Source organism: Streptosporangium sp. CA-135522 (genome assembly GCF_050949235.1).
In the GTDB taxonomy this organism is placed as follows: Bacteria; Actinomycetota; Actinomycetes; order Streptosporangiales; family Streptosporangiaceae; genus Streptosporangium.
This window is the reverse complement of sequence record NZ_CP192026.1, coordinates 1,002,973-1,023,956: the sequence shown is the minus strand read 5'-3', so window position 1 is coordinate 1,023,956 and position 20,984 is coordinate 1,002,973. Positions and strand designations below refer to the sequence as shown.

At 70.1% G+C, this 20,984-nt stretch carries 26 protein-coding genes; 10 read left to right on the top strand and 16 right to left on the bottom strand.

Annotated elements, in window-relative coordinates:
* Positions 1 to 61: 61 nt before the first annotated feature.
* Positions 62 to 2,005 carry a hypothetical protein gene (locus ACQPYK_RS05080; RefSeq protein WP_433250959.1) on the bottom strand — a complete coding sequence of 648 codons (1,944 nt, stop codon included), beginning with the start codon at positions 2,003 to 2,005 and terminating at the stop codon, positions 62 to 64.
* A gap of 165 nt (positions 2,006 to 2,170) precedes the next feature.
* On the opposite strand from ACQPYK_RS05080, the gene ACQPYK_RS05075 reads away from it, so the two are divergent.
* From ACQPYK_RS05075 to ACQPYK_RS05065, 3 genes are all read left to right on the top strand, one after another.
* The gene (locus tag ACQPYK_RS05075) at positions 2,171 to 2,818 is read left to right on the top strand and encodes a hypothetical protein (protein ID WP_433250956.1); all 648 of its coding nucleotides are present in this window, start codon (positions 2,171 to 2,173) and stop codon (positions 2,816 to 2,818) included.
* Positions 2,815 to 3,483, top strand: a complete 669-nt coding sequence (locus ACQPYK_RS05070) for a hypothetical protein (protein ID WP_433250953.1) — start codon at positions 2,815 to 2,817, stop codon at positions 3,481 to 3,483. The genes ACQPYK_RS05075 and ACQPYK_RS05070 overlap by 4 nt, the downstream gene beginning before the upstream one ends.
* A 599-nt stretch (positions 3,484 to 4,082) precedes the next feature.
* A complete protein-coding gene (locus tag ACQPYK_RS05065) occupies positions 4,083 to 4,973 on the top strand; it encodes a hypothetical protein (RefSeq protein WP_433250950.1) in 891 nt (296 codons plus the stop codon).
* Here the strand turns inward: ACQPYK_RS05065 and ACQPYK_RS05060 are convergent.
* Together ACQPYK_RS05060 and ACQPYK_RS05055 are read right to left on the bottom strand one after the other, a co-directional pair.
* Positions 4,963 to 6,267 (bottom strand): hypothetical protein, encoded by a 1,305-nt coding sequence (locus ACQPYK_RS05060; RefSeq protein ID WP_433250947.1) that lies wholly within the window; start codon positions 6,265 to 6,267, stop codon positions 4,963 to 4,965. The genes ACQPYK_RS05065 and ACQPYK_RS05060 overlap by 11 nt on opposite strands.
* 239 nt (positions 6,268 to 6,506) lie before the next feature.
* Positions 6,507 to 7,058 (bottom strand): TetR/AcrR family transcriptional regulator, encoded by a 552-nt coding sequence (locus ACQPYK_RS05055; RefSeq protein ID WP_433250944.1) that lies wholly within the window; start codon positions 7,056 to 7,058, stop codon positions 6,507 to 6,509.
* Between the two features lie 60 nt (positions 7,059 to 7,118).
* On the opposite strand from ACQPYK_RS05055, the gene ACQPYK_RS05050 reads away from it, so the two are divergent.
* On the top strand, positions 7,119 to 8,183 hold the full coding sequence (locus ACQPYK_RS05050) for a DsbA family protein (protein WP_433250941.1): 1,065 nt from the start codon (positions 7,119 to 7,121) through the stop codon (positions 8,181 to 8,183).
* Between the two features lie 108 nt (positions 8,184 to 8,291).
* Positions 8,292 to 8,495 carry a helix-turn-helix domain-containing protein gene (locus tag ACQPYK_RS05045; protein ID WP_433250938.1) on the top strand — a complete coding sequence of 68 codons (204 nt, stop codon included), beginning with the start codon at positions 8,292 to 8,294 and terminating at the stop codon, positions 8,493 to 8,495.
* A gap of 143 nt (positions 8,496 to 8,638) precedes the next feature.
* Here ACQPYK_RS05045 and ACQPYK_RS05040 read toward each other — a convergent pair whose 3' ends face one another.
* The 3 genes from ACQPYK_RS05040 to ACQPYK_RS05030 are packed head-to-tail and all read right to left on the bottom strand — an operon-like array spanning position 8,639 to position 9,920.
* On the bottom strand, positions 8,639 to 9,133 hold the full coding sequence (locus tag ACQPYK_RS05040; protein ID WP_433250935.1) for an N-acetyltransferase family protein: 495 nt from the start codon (positions 9,131 to 9,133) through the stop codon (positions 8,639 to 8,641).
* Positions 9,130 to 9,501: an arsenate reductase ArsC gene (locus ACQPYK_RS05035; RefSeq protein ID WP_433258696.1), complete on the bottom strand. Its 372-nt coding sequence runs from the start codon at positions 9,499 to 9,501 to the stop codon at positions 9,130 to 9,132. The genes ACQPYK_RS05040 and ACQPYK_RS05035 overlap by 4 nt, the downstream gene beginning before the upstream one ends.
* A 56-nt stretch (positions 9,502 to 9,557) precedes the next feature.
* Positions 9,558 to 9,920 carry a hypothetical protein gene (locus tag ACQPYK_RS05030; protein WP_433250932.1) on the bottom strand — a complete coding sequence of 121 codons (363 nt, stop codon included), beginning with the start codon at positions 9,918 to 9,920 and terminating at the stop codon, positions 9,558 to 9,560.
* Between the two features lie 36 nt (positions 9,921 to 9,956).
* Between ACQPYK_RS05030 and ACQPYK_RS05025 the strand changes: the two genes are divergently transcribed.
* From ACQPYK_RS05025 to ACQPYK_RS05010, 4 genes are all read left to right on the top strand, one after another.
* On the top strand, positions 9,957 to 10,331 hold the full coding sequence (locus ACQPYK_RS05025) for a hypothetical protein (protein ID WP_433250929.1): 375 nt from the start codon (positions 9,957 to 9,959) through the stop codon (positions 10,329 to 10,331).
* 279 nt (positions 10,332 to 10,610) lie between these two features.
* On the top strand, positions 10,611 to 10,991 hold the full coding sequence (locus ACQPYK_RS05020; RefSeq protein WP_433250926.1) for a GntR family transcriptional regulator: 381 nt from the start codon (positions 10,611 to 10,613) through the stop codon (positions 10,989 to 10,991).
* Positions 10,988 to 11,812: an ABC transporter ATP-binding protein gene (locus ACQPYK_RS05015; protein WP_433250923.1), complete on the top strand. Its 825-nt coding sequence runs from the start codon at positions 10,988 to 10,990 to the stop codon at positions 11,810 to 11,812. Before ACQPYK_RS05020 ends, ACQPYK_RS05015 begins: the two co-directional genes overlap by 4 nt.
* A complete protein-coding gene (locus ACQPYK_RS05010; protein ID WP_433250921.1) occupies positions 11,809 to 12,783 on the top strand; it encodes a hypothetical protein in 975 nt (324 codons plus the stop codon). Before ACQPYK_RS05015 ends, ACQPYK_RS05010 begins: the two co-directional genes overlap by 4 nt.
* Positions 12,784 to 13,162: 379 nt before the next feature.
* Here ACQPYK_RS05010 and ACQPYK_RS05005 read toward each other — a convergent pair whose 3' ends face one another.
* The 9 genes from ACQPYK_RS05005 to ACQPYK_RS04965 all read right to left on the bottom strand — a co-directional run bounded on the left by ACQPYK_RS05005 (position 13,163) and on the right by ACQPYK_RS04965 (position 18,100).
* Positions 13,163 to 13,462, bottom strand: a complete 300-nt coding sequence (locus ACQPYK_RS05005) for a DUF1416 domain-containing protein (protein WP_433250918.1) — start codon at positions 13,460 to 13,462, stop codon at positions 13,163 to 13,165.
* Positions 13,462 to 14,301 (bottom strand): sulfurtransferase, encoded by an 840-nt coding sequence (locus tag ACQPYK_RS05000; RefSeq protein WP_433250915.1) that lies wholly within the window; start codon positions 14,299 to 14,301, stop codon positions 13,462 to 13,464. The genes ACQPYK_RS05005 and ACQPYK_RS05000 overlap by 1 nt, the downstream gene beginning before the upstream one ends.
* 13 nt (positions 14,302 to 14,314) lie before the next feature.
* Positions 14,315 to 14,713 (bottom strand): DUF4395 domain-containing protein, encoded by a 399-nt coding sequence (locus ACQPYK_RS04995; protein WP_433250912.1) that lies wholly within the window; start codon positions 14,711 to 14,713, stop codon positions 14,315 to 14,317.
* A 63-nt stretch (positions 14,714 to 14,776) separates the two neighbouring features.
* Positions 14,777 to 14,860: a putative leader peptide gene (locus tag ACQPYK_RS04990; protein WP_362807785.1), complete on the bottom strand. Its 84-nt coding sequence runs from the start codon at positions 14,858 to 14,860 to the stop codon at positions 14,777 to 14,779.
* A 91-nt stretch (positions 14,861 to 14,951) separates the two neighbouring features.
* On the bottom strand, positions 14,952 to 15,368 hold the full coding sequence (locus tag ACQPYK_RS04985; protein WP_433250909.1) for a TlpA family protein disulfide reductase: 417 nt from the start codon (positions 15,366 to 15,368) through the stop codon (positions 14,952 to 14,954).
* 141 nt (positions 15,369 to 15,509) lie between these two features.
* The gene (locus ACQPYK_RS04980; RefSeq protein ID WP_433250906.1) at positions 15,510 to 16,286 is read right to left on the bottom strand and encodes a zf-HC2 domain-containing protein; all 777 of its coding nucleotides are present in this window, start codon (positions 16,284 to 16,286) and stop codon (positions 15,510 to 15,512) included.
* A complete protein-coding gene (locus tag ACQPYK_RS04975; RefSeq protein WP_433250903.1) occupies positions 16,283 to 16,834 on the bottom strand; it encodes a sigma-70 family RNA polymerase sigma factor in 552 nt (183 codons plus the stop codon). Before ACQPYK_RS04975 ends, ACQPYK_RS04980 begins: the two co-directional genes overlap by 4 nt.
* 9 nt (positions 16,835 to 16,843) lie before the next feature.
* Entirely contained in the window at positions 16,844 to 17,530 is a 687-nt protein-coding gene (locus ACQPYK_RS04970) for an LmeA family phospholipid-binding protein (protein WP_433250900.1), read from the bottom strand.
* A gap of 318 nt (positions 17,531 to 17,848) precedes the next feature.
* Positions 17,849 to 18,100, bottom strand: a complete 252-nt coding sequence (locus ACQPYK_RS04965; protein WP_433250897.1) for a MoaD/ThiS family protein — start codon at positions 18,098 to 18,100, stop codon at positions 17,849 to 17,851.
* A 207-nt stretch (positions 18,101 to 18,307) separates the two neighbouring features.
* Here ACQPYK_RS04965 and ACQPYK_RS04960 point away from each other — a divergent pair, with 207 nt between their 5' ends.
* The gene (locus ACQPYK_RS04960; RefSeq protein WP_433250894.1) at positions 18,308 to 19,021 is read left to right on the top strand and encodes a response regulator transcription factor; all 714 of its coding nucleotides are present in this window, start codon (positions 18,308 to 18,310) and stop codon (positions 19,019 to 19,021) included.
* Between the two features lie 131 nt (positions 19,022 to 19,152).
* On the opposite strand, the gene ACQPYK_RS04955 is transcribed toward ACQPYK_RS04960, so the two are convergent.
* Entirely contained in the window at positions 19,153 to 20,949 is a 1,797-nt protein-coding gene (locus ACQPYK_RS04955) for a bifunctional metallophosphatase/5'-nucleotidase (RefSeq protein WP_433250891.1), read from the bottom strand.
* Positions 20,950 to 20,984: the final 35 nt, after the last annotated feature.

Sequence of the window (20,984 nt, the reverse complement as noted above, 5' to 3'; positions counted from 1 at the left end):
TCGAACCTTCCGAGGGGATCGCACCCCCGCATTGGCGAGGCCATTACCACAAACGGACGCTTCATTGGCGTCTGCGCCAGTCCAGCCGGGGTGGCGGCGGCCCGAGGTTCGGCGGCGCGTCCTCGAAGGCGCTCGGCTCGCGGACCTCCTGCTGCCCGGCGCGCTCCAGGGCGGCGTCCCTGATCTCGTCGAACTCCCCGAGAGTCGTCTTGGGGAAGGTCAGTATCGCCGGGTTGGCGTCGGCGAGGCGGACCCGGCGGCCCTGCGCCGTGGCGTCGGTGACGATCACCGAGGTGGTGGGGAGCTGCTGGAGCTGGTGGGGCTCGACGAGGAACTCCCGCGACCGGTGCAGCACCCGCTCGGTGTCGCCCATCGCCTTGGTCGCGCGCCGCCCCCACTCGGTGGACTCGGTGATGTCCTCCTTGAGGTCCGTACGGCTCACGTCCCGCTCGTCCTCGCCCTCCTCGGCCTGGCCGACGGTGGAGACGTAGCCCCCGTCCAGCCCGGCGCCGGCGGCGCTGATCGTCTCGGTGAGCTGGGCGAGCTCCAGGCGGTGCTCGGTGCCGACGTGCTCGCTGGCGATCCGGGCGTCCTCGGCGTTGCCCAGCCGCATGAACGTCACCGCCGCGTGCCCCCGGCCGAGCCGTTCCCGCACGGTCGGGGTTAGCGACCGGTAGGTGAGCACCAGCCCGGTCCTGGAGGTCTCGCAGGCGTCCATCAGCCGGTCGAGCACGTCGCCGCGGAGCTTGTCCGCGCCCGCGACGATGATCGTGTGGTACCAGGGGCGCTCGGAGGCGGGCGACTGGCGCAGGATGTGGGTGAGCGCGGTGGCCACGTAGGTGCCGAGGACCCGGTTGCCGAACACGCCCGCCTGCCGGTCCATCGACACCACCCGCAGGCGCGCGGGCGGCAGCCGTACCGCCTCGGAGCCGAGGGTCTCCAGCTTGCGCAGCTGCGACTCCAGCGCCCAGGCCCGCTCGATCACCACCCGGTCGCTGACGCCCCGGCCGAACAGCGTGCCGATCCGCTCCAGCTGGATCGCGGTGATCAGGCCGAACCTGAGGTCGTCGCGCGGGTCACCGACCTGGGCCAGGGCCCGCAGGGCGGCGGTGACCTGGTTGATCGTGGCGTTCTCGCCGAGGACCTCCAGGACCCGTTCCAGGATCGCGTTGTCGAACGACAGGTCCCTGGTCGTGCGGTGCTCCTCGCTGACGCTCACCACGTGGGCGAGCACGTCGGCGAAGGCCTCGGGGCCCAGCGTCGCGCCCAGGTCGAGTTTGGGAAGGTCCACCGGCAGCACCCAGACCAGCGGATCGTCGCCGCCCCTGCCCGCCAGCTCGATCAGGTCCTTGGCGATCGCGCCCTCGGACAGGTCGAGCACGGTCAGGTGACCTCCGCTGTAGAGGCGGGTCGCGCCGAGCAGGGTGATCAGCGCCGACCAGCCGGGCAGCGTGCCCCCGGCCACGTCGATCCGGTCGATCTCGTCCGGCACGGCCACCGCGTACCAGGTGAGCTGGCGGTCGTGGCGCTCCTTCTTCTCCGCCCACTCCCGGTAGCGGGCGGCGTGCTCCTCCTGGGCGTGGAAGAGATGCCTGTCGCGCTCCTCCCGCTGCCGGTCGCCGACCGCCTGCCGCTCCCGGATCCGGTGGCGGACCGCCCGGTCGCCCTGGTGGATCGCGTATGTGCACAGGCCGGCCACCCCGCCGGCGGCGATCAGCCCCACGGCGGCGAACGACCAGCTCAGCAGCTCGGTGACACCGAGAAGGAGGATCAGCACGGCGAGCGCGGCCATGAACACCCGGAAGATCTTCACCGGCCGGTTCAGCAGGTCTTCGTTGAGCCGCTCCCTGCGCACCCACTCGGGGTCGACCTGGTCGGCCGGGTCCTCGGCGGGGGAGGGGCGCTTGGGAGCCGGACCCGGATCAGGGTGCAGCAGAGCATATTGCCAGCCCAGGTAGATCCGGTCCGCCTGGAGCTGCGCATGCTCGGGATGCACGTCCGCCACGGAACCTCCGCCATAGGGCTCTCGCCGCCTCGGTGACAGCGTAAGAGTTGGACCTCCTATTCGGGCAGCGTTCCCGCCAATCTGCTGCATTTTCCCCATGTTCAACGTCGCTTAAGGGGTCAATGATGCTGATGAGGCGCAGGCCAGCTATTACCATCCTTTGTCATGACGTCCTCCCCCGACGGCGAGACCAGAGGCCGACGCCCGGTCGCGGTGCCGGTCGCCGCCCTGGTCATGGCCGCCGGGCTGGGGATCACCGCGGCCTTCGGGGGCCTCGGCGAACACCCCGAAGAACCTCCCAAGCAGCTCGGTCCGGGTTCGAACCTGGACCAGGGCGAGTTCATGACCACGTTCGTGGAGTCACGCACGGCCCTCCAGACGGACCGGTACGGCGGAGCGACCAAGCACTTCCTCGAGGTCGTGCTGAAGGTGACGAACAAGGGAGACGAGACCACCGTCGTGGGGGCTCCGACCCAGGGGAAGACGCCCGGTTTCTCCTTCGCGAAGTCGCTGCTGAAGATGACCCCGGAGATCAAGAGCGAATCCGGCCCGACCGTCACCGTCCCGGACGAAGGCGTGCCGAGCAGGCAGCTGCAGCCGGGGATGACGTCCACCGTCGTGCTCAGATACCAGCTCGCGCCGGGACAGCGTCCGCCGAAGAAGGTCCAGTTCGACGTCGGCACCTTCGAGCTGTCGGAGGGGTTCGCCCTCGCCCCCGACTGGAACCTGGTGAGGGACGGCGACGGGACCGACGCCCCGCCCAAGGTGGTCGCGCAGGTCACCCTCCCCGTCAAGCAGGGAGGAGCCCTGTGACGAGCCCGGTGACGAGCCCGGTGACATCGGCCCGGTCCGAGACGGCCACCGGCCGCGCTTCGGCGCCGCCGAGCCGCTGGCGGCGGGCGGGCGTCCTGGCCGCCGGCGCGGCGCTGGCGGCCGCGGCGGTGGGCCTGCAGACGCTCGGCCTGGACCGGCAGGAGCGTTCGGCGCACCTGACCTGGACCGGCGGGGTGGGGGACGAGGTCTCCGCCTCCCGGTTCTCCGCACGGGTGAAGGCCGTGCACGCCGCCAAAGCAGTCCAGACCACGGACCTGAGCGGCCAGGTGGGGAAGGCCACCACCTCCGGCGTCTTCCTGATCGCCGAGGTGGCGGCGACCGCCGACCGGACGCCGCAGAAGTTCGCCCCTCCCGTGCTGCTGACCGAGGACGGCAGGCGCTACACGGCCACCGACAAGGTCGAAGCCTCCCTGACCATCACCAACCCCTTCATCCAGACGGGCTGGTGGGCCGAGAGCGTGGCGGTGTTCGAGGTTCCGGTGGCCGCCCTGCCCGGCTCCAGAATCGTGCTCACCCTGAAGAACGGGTTCATCGGGGAGGCGCTCCTGCCCGAGGTGGAAGTCGACCTGGGCCTCGACGAGGCCGCCGCACAGCGCCTGATCTCGAACGCGAAGGACGTCTATCCGTTGGCGAGCAAGAAGTGACGGACACGCCGCGTCCGGAGAACGAGGACGGCCTCGACTGGTTCACCCCCCAGGAGAACCGCCCTCCCGCGGAGAGCCCGGCAAGCAGGCCTCCGGCTCCGACCTGGGAGCCGCAGAGCGGACCATCGGCACGGGAGCCGCAGAACAGGCCATCGACATGGGAGCCGCAGAACGGGCCGCCGGCGCGAGAGCCGTGGCTCGGGCCGGCCGGGGAAGACCGTCTCCCCGCCGCGGCGACACAGGAGTCCTACCGTGGTGCTTCTTGGTCCGCCACCGGGGCCTGGCCCACCCCACCGCCCGTACCCGGCGCCCATGCCTCCGCCGAGGCCCACCGGTCCGCTTCCGAGACCCGATGGCCCACCGCCGAGGGCCATCCCACGGTCCCCGAGGGCCGTCACGCGGGTTCCGGCACCCATGCCGCCCCCTCACCCGCACCCGGCGGCCACACCGCCCCCTCGCCCGCACCCGGCGGCCGCCCTCCGGCCCTCGGTCACCCCGCGCCCGAGGGGCCGCCGACCGCTGCCCGGCGTCGCCCAGAGGCTCCCCGGAGCCGTTCCCGCGGAGCTGCGATACCGCGGCCTCCGGCCGACGCCCATTGGATGCCCGGCCCCCCGCGCGTCTTCTCCGACGAGCAGGTCTGGCCGCCCGCGCCAAAGCCTGTGAGCGAGCCCGCGGGCACCTCGACCCAGCCGTTCCCCGCCGTTCCGGGAACCCCGCCGCCCGGTCCCCTTTCGGCCTCGCCCGCCGGACCGGTCGCCCCCGCTTCCCCTCTCGCCGTCGCAGAAGCCGCAGCCGCAGCCGCAGCCGGGGCCGCAGCCGGGACCGGGACCGGGACCGGAATCAGGACCGGGGCTCCGGGGGCACCCGAGGCGGGGGCGCCCGAACAGGCCGCCGCGGCCTCCGGCCCCGCTCGATCACCGCGGCGCCGTACGGCACTGCGCGTCAGCGGCGCGATCCTCGCCGTGGTGCTGGCCATGGGCATTCCCACCTGGGACGGATATCTCTTCTACCGGACCGGCAATCCGGCCTACCAGGTCCACACCGTCGCCGCCGGAGGCGCCGGGACGCTCATGAACGTGTCCTGGAAGGTCAGGGTCGAGCAGGCGGACAGTCTTCCCGGCGCGCGTCCGATCAAGGCCGAACAGGAGTGGCTGAAGATCACGGTGACCAGGACGTCCCTGAACGCCGAGGGCGTGCTCCGGCGGGGAGAGCCCACGATCAAGGTCAAGCACCCCGACGGCCGCACCTGGCAGGCCCAGATCGTCAACACAGGTCTTCCCGTGGAGGTCAAGGACCACAAGATCGGCACCGGCTACGATTACGACGTGATCAGCCTGGTACCCAAGAAGATCGCCGGCGAGGTCGAGGTCGAGGTCCTGCCCAGCACGATCCGGGTGCCGTTGGAAGAGGAGTCGGTGGAGGACTTGTTCAAACGGGTCGGAACGGAGAAGACCGAGCCGCAGGACCAGGTGCTGCTGTTCAGGCGGTGAGCGTCTCCCCCGCCGCACGGCTGCGGGTGGCCGCGATGTCGAACGTGGCCGCCAGCAGGCAGGTCGTCAGCATCGCCACGATCAGGTCCCTGACGAAGTCCAAGGATGGGCCGGTGATCAACCAGAGGTAGGGTTCCTCGCTGCCGATCAACGTCCGCACCCCGCGGTCGGCGTAGTCGGCTCCCACCCGAAGCGCGACGTAGCACAGGCAGAACATGCCGAACAGCGCGGCGCCGCCGCGGGCGGCGAGCCGGAAGGCGTTCGCGGGCGGGATCCAGCGCTCCTGGAATCCGGTCGTGGCCCGTGTCATGGTATTGCGGGTCAGGGAGTGGGCCTGCTCCATCCGGTCTGCCACGGCGTCCAGCCGGGTCCCCCGCACGACAGCCCGGGTGTCCTCGGCGAATGCCCCGTAGACGAGCGAGGCGACCGTGAGCCAGGTCAGCGGCACGATCAGCCCGTCCACGATGTACGGCCAGATCTCGCCGAACCACGCCCAGAACTCCTTCCACCCCGGGATGGCGTTCTCGATCTGCTCGATCCAGCCGCTCACCGTGGTCGTGACGTTCCGGCTCGACAGCCAGTCGGACCGTGCGCCGGTGAGGGTGAACATCGCGTTGACGCTGTAGAAGGCGAAGGCCAGCTCGAAGAACGTGGTGAGCAGGCCACTGCCCTTGACCTTGCCGTTGGTGTGCCACCAGCCGAACAACGACTTCAGCAGGTAGGCGACCACGGCGATCCCCAGGGAGAGCCGCACGTCCAGCCCGACCAGCCCGTTGCCCCCCTGAACCGGCACCCCGGCGAGGGCTCCCTTGAGGTCGTCGTCGGCGTGCTTCAGGAGGTCGAGCGTGGTGAACTGGCGGGCGTCCTCCCGGTGGAAACTCCAGGCCATGTAGATCGTGGCGAAGACCAGCGTGGCCCGGTTGAGCGCGCCGAACATGCTCTCGTCGGCCTCGCCGTCCGCGCGCCGTGCCCGGATCTCCCGTAGCGCGCCGCGCACCGCGTGGAGCATGCCGACCATGACGACGAGTTCGTTCATCACGATCAGTGTGAAGACCAGCATCGTGAGGACGAACCGTGCCTGCTGGTAGTCACCGTGGGAGATCTCGGTGCCCACCCACATCAGGGTGGAGCGGACCGCCCGTCCCGCCGAGAACCACAGCACCAGCGAGACAGCGCAGGCGCCGAGGATCCTGAACACGTGCACGGGCAGGGAGTAGGCCGTGAGCGTGGCCGGCGTCCTGCCGGCGGCTTGCGACGAGGGCGAGGGCGAGGGCATAACAGACGTTCCGGACACCCGATGAATCGTAGCGATCCAACGTCACCCGCCACACCGAGATGCCCGATCCTCGCCGGCTGTCGTCGCCGGCCGCCGCCGGACCAGACCGGCCGCCACCGCCGAGCCCCATCGATGTCGCCGCATCTCACCGCACCTCACCGGCGCCGCCGAGCCCCATCGGAATCACCGAGCCTCACCGGGATCACCGGGCCTGCCCCGCATGAACACCGCGACTCTCCCGGAAGGCTCAGCGGAGCTCAGCGGATCAGGCTCCACGCGAACGTCGCGATCTCCCCGGCGGGACGGGGCGGGTCCTCCTCCAGCCAGCAGGTGACGACCCCGATGAGCGCGCCCCCCAGGTAGTGGGCGTGGATCTCCGGCGGCACGTCGTCATGGCCCGGAGGCCGGGAGCCCGCCGCGAACGGGCCGTGCAGCTCCGCGACCAGCGCTTCGCGCAGACGGGCGCAGAAGCGGGCGCTGCCGTACGGCCCGAGCATCCGCCGGTAGAGCGGAGCCCGGGCACCGACGTGCTCGAACAGCGCCACCAGCGCCGCCGGGACCGGCCCGGCCTCTCGGTAGGGGCAGCGCGCGGCCTGGGCGGCCAGCTCGCCGACGGCCGCCTCCATCGCGTCCAGCACCAGGTCGTCGCGGTCGCGGTAGTGGACGTAGACCGTGGCCCGGTTGACCTCGGCCCGCTGGGCGATCTCGGCCACCGTGATCGAGTCGGGGTCGCGCTCGGCGGCCAGCTCCAGGACGGCGGCACGTAGGCGGGCACGGGTCCGGCGGACACGTGGATCGTCTTCGGTCATGAGATCAAGACTAAACGACAGGTGTCGAATAAACGACGGGTGTCGTTTGTTGCACTGGTCATGAAGCGCATCGAAGTCTGGGCCGACATGGTCTGCGGCTGGGCCCACATCGGCAAGCGCCGCCTGGAGAAGGCGGAGTTCGGCGAGGACGTGGAGATCGTCTGGCGTCCCTTCCAGATCGACCCGATGGCTCCGGCGCAGGCCGAGTCATTGGAGAAGGCTCTGCGCGACCCGATCGCCGACGGCGCCCTGCGCGCCTGCCACCCCGACCTGGCCCCGCAGGAGAACCGTGCCCGCGCCGCGGCCGACGCGGCCGAGGAGGGGCTCGGCCCGCGCTGGGGCGGCGTCTTGCGGCCGAACACGTTCGACGCCCACCGGGTGATCGCCCTCGCCTACGAGCGAGGCGGCTCGGCGCTGCAGAACGCGGTCGTGGAGCGGATCCTGCAGGCCCACTTCGTCGACGGCTCCGACATCGGCGACCGGGCCACCCTGGCGGCGCTCGCCGCCGAGGCCGGGCTGGACGGCATGGCCGGGGCGCTGGACGCCGGAGAGGGAACACGCGAGGTCCGTTCCCAGATCCTGCGCGGCAAGGCCATCGGCGTGGCCACCTCGCCGACCTTCGTCGTGGGCGAGGCGGCGGTCGCGGGCGCGCAGCCGCCGGCGATCCTGGAAGACCTGGTACGGCGGGCCGCCCCCGGGCGTGACCTCCCCGACGAGGTCAGGCTTCTACGCCAGGCCGAGTCGCTGCTGGACCTCCGGGACCCCCTCGGCGCTCTGGAGACCCTGGAGCCGCTGATGGCCGGCCACGGCGACGATCCGTCCGTCCGGCTGCTGGCCGCCCGGGCCTATTTCGGCTCGGCCCAGCTCGGCCGGGCGAGGGAGACCCTGGAGTCCCTGCTCGAGCGCGCACCCGGCGACCACTACGCCAGGTTCCTGCTCGGCAGGACCCTTGAGCGGTCCAACCGCCACGCCGAGGCTCTGCCCCACCTCCGGCTGGCCGTGGCCATGTCCCCCGAGCCCGACTACACCCACACCCTGCACCGCGTCGAGGGCCGCGTCGCCTCGGGGGTGGACCCGCAACGGAACCGTTTCGTGCGTCAAGCCGGTCTGGGGAGGTCAACGTAGGTGCCGAACAGGGCCGGCCCGGGGAGGTCAACGTAGGTGCCGAACGGGGCCGGTCTGAGGGCGTCGGCGTGCGTTCCGGTTCCGACATAGCCCGGATGTGATCTTGGGTTGGCGAGCGGATCGCCCGGTAAGCCGTCGGGCCGCCCGGGTGCGTGGCGGGGTGGGCGGCAGGCCGCCACGCTGCCGGCGGAGCAGATCCGGCCGGCGCGGATCCGGTATGCAGCCCAGGGCGTCACCGTGGCCGAGGTCGCCCGAGCGCTGGAGGTCTGCCGCGGCACCATCTACCGGGTGCTGCGGCAGATCCCTTCCTGACCTGCCTCCGGGGGGCTGAGCGTTTCCGACCTGCTTCCGGGGGCTGAGCGTTTCCGACCTGCCTCCGGGAGGCTGAGCGTAGAAATCAGTGGTAAGGCGAAGGCTGGACCGGCCGGCCGGATGCGTTGAGCGATGACGAGTGCTCAGGACACAGTCGGGCTGCGGCGTTCGATCAGCACAACGTCGCGCCAGACGCCGTGGTGGCGGCCGATGCGCTCGCGAGTGCCGATCACCCGGAATCCGGCGCGGGCGTGCAGAGCGAGGCTGGCTGCGTTCTCGGGGAAGATCCCGGACTGGATCGTCCAGATTCCCGCGGCTTCGGTGGAGGCGATGAGCGCCTGCAACAGGGCCGAGCCGACGCCGTGCCCGCGCGCGTCAGGATGGACGTAGACCGAGTGCTCGACGACGCCGGCATAGGCGCAGCCGTCGGAGACCGCGCAGGCGGCGACCCAGCCGAGGACCCGGCCGGTGTCGTCGAGGGCGACATACCGGTGTGCGGGGAGCTTGGCTGCGTCGAAGTGCTGCCAGGTCGGGGCGGTGGTCTCGAAGGTGGCCTGTCCTTCGTCGATGCCGAGCCGGTATACAGCCAGCACCTGGGCGGAGTGCTCGGGGGTCATGGCCTGGATGCGCATGCTCATTCCGGCCCGGTGACGGTCGTCTCGGGGGCGATGAGTTCGGCGATCAGGGCGCGGACGCGGGACTCGATCTCCTCACGGATCGGGCGGACGGCGTCGATGCCTTGCCCTGCGGGGTCGTCCAGCTGCCAGTCCAGGTAGCGCTTGCCGGGGAAGATCGGACAGGTGTCTCCGCAGCCCATCGTGATGACCACATCGGAGGACTGGACCGCCTGCGCGGTGAGCACCTTGGGGATCTCGGCGGAGATGTCGATGCCCACCTCGTTCATCGCCGCCACCACCGCCGGGTTGACCGTGTCGGCGGGAGCCGAACCGGCTGAGCGGACCTGGAGGCGTCCTTGTGTCAGGTGGGTGAGGAACGCGGCGGCCATCTGCGAGCGGCCGGCGTTGTGGACGCAGACGAACAGCACGGAGGGGACGGTGGTGCTCACGGGCGGGAACCTCCTTGCTCGGCGAAGGTGACAGCGGCAGCGGTCGCGGGGACGGCCGCATCGAAGATCTCGCGGGCCAGTGTAGGAGCGAGCGGGCCGAAGATGACATGGACCAGGCCCAGACCGGCGGCGCCGCCGAGGAGTTGGGCGGCGATGAACGGGAGCGCCGAGGCCGGGGCGATACCTGCGAAGGTGTCGGTGAACGCCCGGCCGATGGTGACGGCGGGGTTGGCGAAGGAGGTGGAGGAGGTGAACCAGTAGGCCGCGCCGATCCAGCATGCCACCGCGGCCGGTGCCGGCTGCGTGCGTCCGACACGAGCGAGGCCGAAGATCAGCAGCACGAGCGTGGCGGTCGCCACGACTTCGCCGATCCACAGATGCCCTGCGAAGCGGTCGTGGGTGGACCAAGCGACCAGCGGCCGGGCGAACATGGCGTTGGCCAGCACTGCGCCGCCGATCGCCCCGCTGATCTGCGTCGGGACGTAGGCGGCCAGCTCTCGCAGGCTCAGGCCGGCCTCGCCACCTTCGAGGAGAACGACACCTCTTGCTGCTACGCCCTGCAGGACAAGGTCTGGGTCCACGGCCCCGGCGCCGAGCCCTGGGAGGTCTATGTCGTCAAGGCCGACGCCGATGTCCTCGGCAAGTCCGCCACCGATCCCGAGAACCAGCAGGCGCCCTGCGCCTGCGGGCAGGCAACCGGCCAGAGCACCGAGGAGACCGCCGATCGAACCCGGCCGGTCACCGTCAGCGCGAGCCCCGGCTGCTGCTGACCACCAAGAGGCCGACCACCGAGAGATCGCCATGCCCCGCCGCGAAAGTTCACCGGCGCCGGTGCTTGATCGTCACCTTGCCGGATGACAAGAGTCATCCGGCGACCCTCCGGCTCTGTTGTCGCCACCGCCCGCACCGTGGTTGAACACCGCTTCCCGATGAACTGCTCGAAGAGGCGCTCACCAGTCCAGGCCCCAGACGTTCATCGGGAAGCGAAGGAGGGCTCGAAGTTGATGTACCCTTTCACTATTGAAGTAGTGAAAGGGTGGTTTGAAACGGTGATCGAGTTCCATCTCGACCGGGGATCGGGGGTGTCGACCTATCTGCAGCTCGTCCATCAGGTCAAGGCCGCCATGCGGCTCGGTGTGATCAAGCCCGGCGACCAGCTCCCGACGGCCCGCGAAGTGGTCGACAAGCTCGCGATCAACCCCAACACGGTGCTCAAGGCCTACCGCGAGCTGGAGCGGGAGGGCCTGGTCATGGCACGCCCCGGCATGGGCACGTTCGTACAGCGGGTCATCGGCGGGGCCACGTTCGCCGAGCATGCCCGGTTGCGCGGCGGCCTGGTCGCCTGGGTGCGCGAATGTCGGCAGGCCGGACTGGATGAGGACGACATGAAGGCCCTGTTCGACTCGGTGCTCATGGAGGCGGTCGCGTGAACGCGCTGGAGACGACGGGGCTCAGCGTCCGCGCCCTGCGCGATTGCTCGTTCGCCATCCCGCGAGGGCGGGTCGCCGCGCTCGTGGGGCCCAACGGCGCCGGCAAGACCACGTTGATGCATGTGCTGGCCGGCCTGCTCGCACCCGCCGGGGGCGCCGTCAGAACGGCCGGAGACGTCGCGTTCATGGCGCAGGACAGGCCGCTCTATCACGGGTTCACCGTGGCTGACCTGCTCACGTTCGGACGTAAGACCAACCCGGTCTGGGACGACGCGGCCGCGCGATCCCGGCTACGGGAGCTTGGCATCCCGCTGGACAGGAAGGCGCGCAAGCTGTCGGGCGGGCAGCAGGCGCAGGTCGCGCTCACGCTGGCGCTGGCGCGACGGCCGTCGGTGCTCATCCTTGACGAGCCGCTGGCCAATCTCGACCCCCTGGCCCGGCATGACGTAATGCGGGCGCTGATGGCCGAGGCCGCCGAGCGCGAACTGACAGTGCTGATCTCTTCCCACGTGATCTCCGATCTGCAGGAGACCTGTGACTGGCTGATCGTGCTCAACGGCGGACGCGTGCAGGTCAGCGGAGACGTCGATGCGCTGCTGGAACGGCATCTGATGCTGTCCGGGCCGCCCGGCCTCGCCATGCCCGGGCAGGTGGTCGCCGCCAGCCGTACCGACAGGCAGGTCACGTTGCTGGTGAAGGACGCGGGCGTGCTCGACCCCCGCTGGTCGGCGCGGAAGGCGGGGCTGGAGGAGTTCGTCATGGCTTACCTGCGCAGCCCCGAATCGGCCGCCCTCCCCAGGCTTGCGGAGGCGCCGAGATGATCTGGCTCACCTGGCGCCGGCACCGCCCCCAACTGCTGATCACCATCGGGCTGCTAATCGCGCTTGGCCTGATGTTCCTCATCTCCGGCATGGAGGCCGGCACCTTCCGCGCCGACCAGGCCACCCTGCCCCAGGGCGACCTGCAAGCCGCGCTCAACGAACGTTACGAGAAGGTCTACACCGTTTTCGGATGGCTGCCCATCGTGGCGCCCGCCCTGATCGGCGCGTTCTGGGGAGCGCCTTTGCTGGGCGGGGAATACGAGCGCGGCACCCACCAACTGGCCTGGACGCAGTCCGTGCCGATCAGAAAGTGGCTGGCGGTCAAGCTCGGCCTGCTCTCGGCCGCCGTCGTCATGGGCGGGCTCGCGCTGTCGGCCATGGTCAGTTCGTGGCGGCCGATCTTCGGCAGGCAAGACGTCTTCAGCAACGTCGGCGTCTTCAACATGGTCGGTCTCATGCCCGCGGCCTGGTGGTTGTTCGCCTTCGCGCTGGGCACGGCGGCCGGGGCGCTGCTGCGCAGGACGCTGCCCGCGATGGCGGTCGTGGTCGCGACCGTCTCACTCGTCACGTTCGGGCTGTTCAGCCTGAGCGATCACTACGCCGCACCTTCCCGCGTGGTGACCTCGGACTACGCGTCCGTGATCGAGAAGGACGCGAGGCTCGTGGACCGGGCCTGGCTCGATCCGGCCGGCCGGGAGACGGCCGAGCCGCCGCCGGCGGTATGCCCGCGCGGCAACAGCGCCCGACAGCAAGAGGCCTTCGAGAGCTGCCTGCTGGACAAGGGCTACCGGTATGTGGTCTACGTTCACCCCGCCGATCGGTTCTGGCGATTCCAGCTCACCGAGGCGGCGATCCTCCTGGCCGGGACCCTCCTGCTGGGCGGGATGACCGTTCGGAGGACGCTCAACACGCTGAGGAACCGCGGTAGACGTCCTGTGCGGCCGGGCGGGCGGCCTCCCGCGGCTGCGTAAACACCTCGCCATGGTCAACGTCACCCGGTTCGATCCCCCGATCGGACCGGGTGACAGCCGTCCGGCTACCCGCGCCCTGGCCCGTCGCCATGAAGGAGAGTCCGAAGCGGCACCCTCAGGACCCATGCGGTCACCGGACTGGTCGCACCGTGCTGCTGACATGTGGTGTCGCGGTCACCGACGTTCTCCCGCCGCTCGACCTCCTGCCGCCCAACACGTCCACCCGAACGTGGTCAACGCCGGATTCCGTTCCAGATCCCTCTGACCACCGAGTCGTCCTCGTCGCGCCCGCCCGCGAACGAGGTGCGGGTGCGGGTGCGGAACGACCGAGGGCCGGCGCCCCGCGAACGGGGTGCCGGCCCTCGGCCGTGAGACGGGGTCAGACAGCCACGGCGAGCTGGGTGACCTCACCCAGGCGGGCCTGGGCCTGAACGTCCTTGGTGACGCCGCCACCCGCGATGATGCGGACGGTCCAGTCACCCGGAGCGGCGAAGAAGCGGAAGATGCCCTCCTCCGACACCACCACCTCACCGGTGAACTCGCCGGAGTGGTCCAGCAGGCGGGCGTAAGCAGTGCCCGCGCCGGACACCACCCCCTGGATGACGGCCTGGGTCGACAGGTCGATCCCGGCCGGAAGAGCGATCGTCTGTTCCGGAGCAGCGCAACCCTGAGTCGTCATTATCGAGCCTCTCCCAGTTCGATCGGCACGCCCACCAGCGAGCCGTACTCGGTCCATGAACCGTCGTAGTTCTTCACACCCGTCTGACCGAGGATCTCGTGCAGCACGAACCACGTGTGCGCCGAGCGCTCGCCGATCCGGCAGTAGGCGATGGTGTCCTTGCCGAAGTCGACGCCCTCGGCCTCGTACAGCGCCTTCAAATCCGCGTCGGACTTGAAGGTGCCGTCGTCGTTGGCCGCCTTGGACCACGGGATGTTACGGGCGGTCGGCACGTGGCCGCCGCGCTGGGCCGCCTCCTGCGGGACGTGCGCGGGAGCCAGCAGCTTGCCGGTGAACTCGTCGGGCGAGCGCACGTCGACCAGGTTGAGCTTGCCGATCGCGGCCAGCACGTCGTCGCGGAAGGCGCGCAGCGAGTGGTCCTGCTCGGCGGCCCGGTAGCTCGTCGACTCCCGCGCGGGCACGTCCTTGACCAGTTCGCGGGAGTCGAGCTCCCACTTCTTCCGGCCGCCGTCCAGGAGCTTGACGTTGTGGTGGCCGTAGAGCTTGAAGTACCAGTAGGCGTAGGCGGCGAACCAGTTGTTGTTGCCGCCGTAGAGGACCACGGTGTCGTCGTTGCCGATGCCACGGGAGGAAAGAAGCGTCTGGAAGCCCTCGCGGTCCACGAAGTCACGGCGGACCGGGTCCTGGAGGTCCTGCTTCCAGTCGATCTTCACGGCGCCACGGATGTGGCCCTTGTCGTAGGCACTGGTGTCCTCGTCGACCTCGACGAGGACGATGCCGTCGGCGTCGAGGTTGGCCTCGACCCAGTCAGCGTCCACCAGGACGGCGGAGCGGCTCATGAATCCTCCGGGATTATCTTGCGGCGGGCAGTAAACGGCGAATGATGAGAAACATCTCGCAGCCGAGGCAGAAGCCGAAAGCTGCGTTGAGGAAGGCGGCGAAGAGAGCCGCAGCGGTGGCGCCGAGGGCCAACGGCGTGATCTGCGTGATGTATCCGATCAAGCCCACCAGAGCGAAGACGAGTCCGACCCCCTGCGCGAAGCGCGGCGGGGCGGCCTCCTCCAGCTCCTTGGGAGGGCTCTTCACTATCCCTTTGAAAATCATCCCGTACGGCGAGGCCCGGAAGATGCTCAGAGCGAACACCGCTGCCTGCGCGGCCAGCAGCCACGCGCTGCCTGTGACCAGGACGAGCGCAAGAACGATGGTCGTCACGGCCGCCGCGAAGCGGAGAGCCCGGGGATCAGCCTGCATCGCTTGATGCTCCTGAAGGGTTGTGCAGATCGGTGCGGCTCGAAGGCCGCTTGAGATCGCCCTTTAGGAAACGCGACAGAGCGCGGTGGTCACGCGGCAGAAATCAACCGCGCGCCGCTTCGTCAGCAGCTCTGTCGTGGGGTTCATGCCGATGACACTACCCCGACGTTCCGGGATCTGTCACATCCCTGTCCAATTCCTGAGACAAGATTGCTCAACCGGCGGTAAGGTGCGCCGCTCATTCCTCGACGACCGAGCCCAGGGCTCCGATCACGTCAACCTTCCGTGGCTGCCCGGAGGCGCGTTTCACAACCCGTCCTGACGCGTCGAGGACCAGCACGGTCGGAGTGCGCATGATGTTCAGCGACCGGACCAGATCGAGGCGGGACTCCGCGTCGATCTCCACGTGCGCCACTCCCGGCACCATCTCCGTCACCTCGGCGAGGACCCGGCGGGTGGCCCGGCAGGGCTGGCAGAAGGCGCTGGAGAACTGGACGAGTGTGGCCCGCTCCCCCAGCGCGGCCTCAAGATCGCCGGATGTCAGCCGCTCCACGTCGCCTCCCACCTCGCGCGGCACACCGCCGCGCCGGCGCATCACCACGCCCACCAGCGTGGCCACGGCGAGCGTGACGAGCACCACCGTCAGTCCGGTCACAGAGCACGACAACACGTGTCCGCGTCACGCCATTCCCCGTCCCGTCCCCGTCCCGTCCCCGTCCCGTCCCCACCCCCGCGCCGCCCTCGCGTCGCTCGGAAGGAGGGCGGAGCTCAGGGAAACTCGGAAGGAGGGCGGAGCTCAGGGAAAGTCGACGCTGGCCAGCATCCGGCCTCGGGCGGTCATGATCTCCGCCTTCGCGATGCTTCCCGGGGGGAGCGTGGTGGTGCCGTTGAAGGCGCCCGACTTGTCGTAGGCGGCCCTGTCGACGATCCAGTTCCCGGCCGTCTCCCGGCTCCCGTCGACGCCGACCACCTCCAGCCGGCAGCGGGTGCCCTTGGCGACCCCGGTGAGCATGACCTTGACCGTGGTCGCCTTCTCCCCCGGTATCGCGGTCACCGTGGCGTGGACGGGGGCGTCGCCGCCCTCGGCCGTCCGCTCGCCGGCGCTCTCACGCAGGAGCCTGGCCTCGGAGTCGGGTCCCGCGGAGGGGACGGCCTTCTCCTTCAGGAAGGCGCCGCCGCTGTCGTCCGCCGCGCTCGACTGGGGGGCGGCGGCCGTCGTGGCCTCCTGGGCGGGCGGGGTGGACTGGGTGGTCGACCACAGGGTCCCGCCGAGCCCGATCAGCAGGACCGAGGCGGCCAGCGAGAGCAGCGCCCGGGTCATCCGGCGCCGCTTGACCCTGGCGCTGAGCAGCCGGTCCAGCACCGCCTGGGGCGGGCTGGACACCTGGGCCACGTCCGCCTCGGAGACCCGGCCGAGGAACGCGGCCACCCCGGACAGCTCCTCGAACTCCGCCCGGCAGGCGTCGCACTCGGCGAGATGCGCCTCGACGAACACGCACTCCTCGGGCTCCAGCGCCCCGAGCGCGTATGCGCCGAGGGAGATCCGGACCTCGTCACATGTCGTCATCATCATGGCGCGAGCCCCCGCTCCTCCAGCGCCAGCTTGAGCGCCCGAAGGGCGTAATACGTGCGCGACTTCACCGTTCCCGCCGGGATGCCGAGTGCCTCCGCGGCCTCTTTGACCGACTTCCCCTGGTAGTAGACCTCGGCGAGCACCTCGCGGTGCTCGGGCCGCAACGTGGCCAGCGCCTCGGCGACCGCCCAGGACTCCACGGCCCGTTCGAGCTCGTCGTCAGCGGGCAGCACGGAGAGGGCCTCGTCCCCGGTCTCCGGGGGACGCGACTTGCGCGCCCGGTGCTGGTCGACGACGAGGTTGCGGGCCACCGTGAACAGCCACGCGCGGATGGGGCGCCCGCTGAGAACGTCAGGATGCCGCCAGGCCCGCAACAGCGTCTCCTGCACGACGTCCTCCGCTCTCCCCGGGTCACCCGTCAGCCGCAGAACGTAGCCGTAGAGTGGCCCGCCGTGCTCGTCGAAGAGGGCTCTGACGAGCTGCTCGTCGGCGGTTCCGGCTTGACTCACATCCTCATGACGTACGGCGGGGCGGATCGGTTCGGACATGGGACGGCTTCAGTCGTGAAGAGGGACGTCAGACGCCTCACCGGTGACCTGGACGCCTCCCGGCACGGTCTTCACGCCGGTCACCTTGAGGTCGAACGGCAGGTCCTTGATCGGAACCCGGTAGGAGAGGAACCGCTCCGGCTGCGGCACCGGGATACCGCCGCCCAGCGTGACCTGCTCGGGGACGAACCGCAGCGCGCCGTCGTCCAGCCCGATCTTCATCTTGGCCTTCACCGGCACCTTCCGGCCCAGCACGGTGATCTCGCCGTTGACGTTGAGACCCTCGCCGTCACCGTCGGCCTCGACCTTGATCCCGCGCGGGGCCCGCTGGTTCAGCGTCTCCAGGGGAACCACCACGACGCCCGCCACGCGCTCGGCGCGGATGTTCACCTGATCGGCATGGAGCACCAGCTGGTCCAGCGGCGCGGTGACCCCGTAAAGGGTGAAGTCCACGCTGGACAGCCGGACGCCGGCCAGGCTCATCGGGCCCGCGGCGACCTTGACCTCGTCATAGCGCCCGGCGATCGCCTGGGTCAGGAAGGGGATGCCGAGAATCTTCACCTCGGGCGGGGTGTCGAGGTCGTATTTGGCGGTGGCCCGCGTGGCGATCTCCCGCTGCACTCCGGTGACCGCGACCCTGTCCAGAACCGCCAGGAGAACGAGCAGCAGAATCAGAAAAGCGGCCAGCTTGCGCATCCGGTCCCCTGTTCGTTTTTTGAATTCGGCCAGCGTGCCATCGCAGCACATCCCCCGGCAATATTGTGTAAAACGTCACGCCAATCATCGCTTACCCGGGATCGGGCGTTTCCCGCCGCCCTTTCACCGGCTTCACCGGCTTCACCGGCTCGCCGCTCACGGCGGCCGGCCCCGCGGAGAAGAGCCGCTCCCCCTGAGATGCCGCTCCCCGAGAGGCCGCTCCCCTTGGGATGCCGCTCCCCTGAGATGCCGCTCCCCTTGGGATGCCGCTCCCCTGAGATGCCGCTCCCCGGAAAGGCTGCTCCTCCGAGGGACCGGTCAGCCCCCCGCGAAGGGGGGAAGCACCTCGACCGTCGCCCCGTCGGCGAGGGCTATCGCGTCATGAGCCCGCCGCCCCACCGGGTCCCCGTTCACCAGGAAGGACGACCGTCGCGCCACACGGGCCAGCTCGTCACGGCCCACTGTGATCTTCGTTATGAGCTCGGCCAGCGTCGCCGCCTCGAAAGCCTCCTCGGCGACGCCTGCCGCATCCTTCGCCACCGCCCAGTAGCGGATCGTGCCCCTTGCCATCTGTAGATCAACCCCTTCCCGCACACGTACGGTTACCACGCCATTACGGTGAATCCACGAGGGAAACAGGTGTTCACCAGGTGGACGCTCGCTGGACGCTTCAGCCTCGTGGGCTATCCTCACCTACTACGGGACCTGGGCGACGTAGCCCCCGGGTCCTTACGTGTTTGTACGGCTATCGCCGGCATGACGCGGGAAGGGAGCATAGTGAGCAATCTCCTGCTGCTCACCAACGCCCTTGAGCCCTCGACCGAGGTGCTCCCGGCGTTGGGGCTGCTGCTGCACTCGGTCCGGGTCGCGCCCGCGGAGGCATCCGCGCTGATCGACGCGCCACCGGCCGACGCCATCCTGATCGACGCACGCCGCGAGCTCGTCCACGCGAAGAGCCTGTGCCGGCTGCTGCGCACCACGGGCGTCGCCTGCCCCCTCCTGGTGATCGTCACCGAAGGCGGCCTGGCCGCAATGACCGCCGAGTGGGGCGCCGACGACGTGATCCTCGACAGCTCGGGCCCCGCCGAGGTCGAGGCGAGGCTCCGGCTGGCCGTGGGCCGGCTGAACCTGTCGGCCGCAGAAGAGGTCCCCGACGAGATCCGCAGCGGCGACCTGTCGATCGACGAGGCCACCTACACCGCCCGGCTCCGCGGCCGCGCACTGGACCTGACCTTCAAGGAGTTCGAGCTCCTGAAATACCTGGCGCAGCACCCCGGCCGGGTCTTCACCCGCGCCCAGCTTCTGCAGGAGGTCTGGGGCTACGACTACTTCGGCGGCACCCGGACCGTGGACGTCCACGTCCGGCGACTGCGCGCCAAGCTCGGCGCGGAGTACGAATCGCTGATCGGCACCGTGCGCAACGTCGGCTACCGCTTCGTCCCCGAGCGCGGCAACGAGGCCGCCGAGGAGCGCGAGCCCGCCCGCCACTGACCCTGCCGGCCCCCCGGCGGGTCACGCCGGGCCGTACAAACCGAGTTCATGGGCAAGGCCCACCGGATGCGTCCGGTGGGCCTTGTCGTTTCGAGCCGGTCGAGGACCGGTTCCGGCTGGGCGGGGTCGGGTCAGGGGGTGACGGTGATGTGGTCGGGAACCGGAGGCGTGATCGACGGGTTCGCCGCGAAGTAGGCGGCGAAGGCGTCGATGTCGAGCGGGCCGCTCCACAGGTCCGCGCCGTCCTTGAACGCCAGGAAGGCGTCACCGCCGCCGACGAGGAAGTTGTTGGCGGCGACCCGGATGGTCTGGGAGTCGGTCACGCCGACACCGTCGATCTTCAGGTTGGAGACCTTCGAGCCCCACGGCGCGCCGGTGCTGTAGGTGTAGGTGAGGTTCGACGACGGCTGCAGGATCTTGGTGAAGGGCTGGGCGTTGGGTCCGCCGGTGAACTGCTGCTCCAGCACGGTCTTGAGCTGGGCGCCGGTGAGCGTGACCGCCTGCAGGAGGTTGTTGAACGGCTGCACGGTGAAGGCCTCGCCGTAGGTCACCACGCCGTCGCCCTCACCGGCGGCCGAGCCCGCGTAGGCCAGGCTCGCGCGGACACCGCCCGGGTTCATCAGGGCGATCTGCGCGTTGCCGCCGGTCCTGGCGGCGGCGAGCTGGCCGTCGGCGATGAGGTTGCCCAGGGAGGACTCGCCGGACGCGGACGCGGTGTTGGTGACATCCGCGGTGATCCTGCCGATCGGCTTGTTGGCCACCGGCGCGACGCGGTCCTTCCAGGTCTTGACGAACTCGGCGATCTCCGGGTCCGGGGTGACGGTCCGGGTCACGACCTGGTTGTCGGCCACGACCGAGGAGCGCACGACGTCGCGGGTCCTGACGTCGACCTGGAAGTCGACCTTGGTGATCACCCGGCCGAACGAACCGCCCTGGCTGTACAGGCGCTTGCCGCCCTGAGGGTCGGTCACCGTGCACAGGTAGGCCTGGTGGGAGTGACCGCTGAGGATCATGTCGACCTCGGCGTCCACCTGGGTGGCGATCCGGTTGCCCGCGCCCGGCTGGGCGCTGCAGGCGTCGGGCGACTGGCCCGCGGTGACCTGGTCGCCCTCGTGCACCAGCACGACCTGAGCCTTGACGCCGACCAGCTTGAGCAGCCTGGAGGCGACGTTGGCCGCCTTCACCTCGTCGATGAACTCCAGGTCCTTGATGCCCTCGGAGGTGACGATGTTCGGGGTGCTCTGGGTGACCAGGCCGATGAAGCCGACCGGCACGCCGTTCATCCAGCGGACGGTGACCGGGGGCAGCGCGGGGATGCCGTAGTCCTTCAGCAGCGCGCGCAGCGAGGCGGTGTCCTGGCCGCCGAACGCGGTGAGCGCGTCCTTCTCGGCGGAGGCGTTCGGCCGCTTGAAGATCACGTTGGCGCCGAGGTAGGTGTAGTCCGCGCCCTTCCACTCACCGGCGGGCGAGCAGCCGTCCACCGGGTGGCAGCCTCCGCGCATGATGCGCCTGAGCTCGGAGTAGCCCTCGTCGAACTCGTGGTTGCCCACGGCCGAGGCGGTGACGCCGACCTTGCCGAGGAACTCGACCGACGGCTCGTCGTGGTAGGCCGCGGAGATCAGCGGCGTGGCGCCGATGAGGTCGCCCTGGGCGACTTTCAGCGTGTTCTTGTCCGACAGCTGCTTGAGGTGCGTGGCGATGTAGGCGGCGCCGCCCGCCTCCACCGTGGCGCCGTTCTCGTCGACCATGCGGCCGGACGAACCGGTCGGCGGCTCCAGGTTGCCGTGGAAGTCGTTGAGGGCGAGCAGGCGGACCGGCACCGTCTTGGGGGGCTTGTTGCCCGCCTCGGCCGGTCCTGTCGCGAGCAGGAGCCCGGCCCCGGCGAGCGCGCCGGCCAAGGCCAACCGTTGGAAGGAACGAGACATCATGAACCACGACATTAGGGCGGCGATCTATGCAGGGA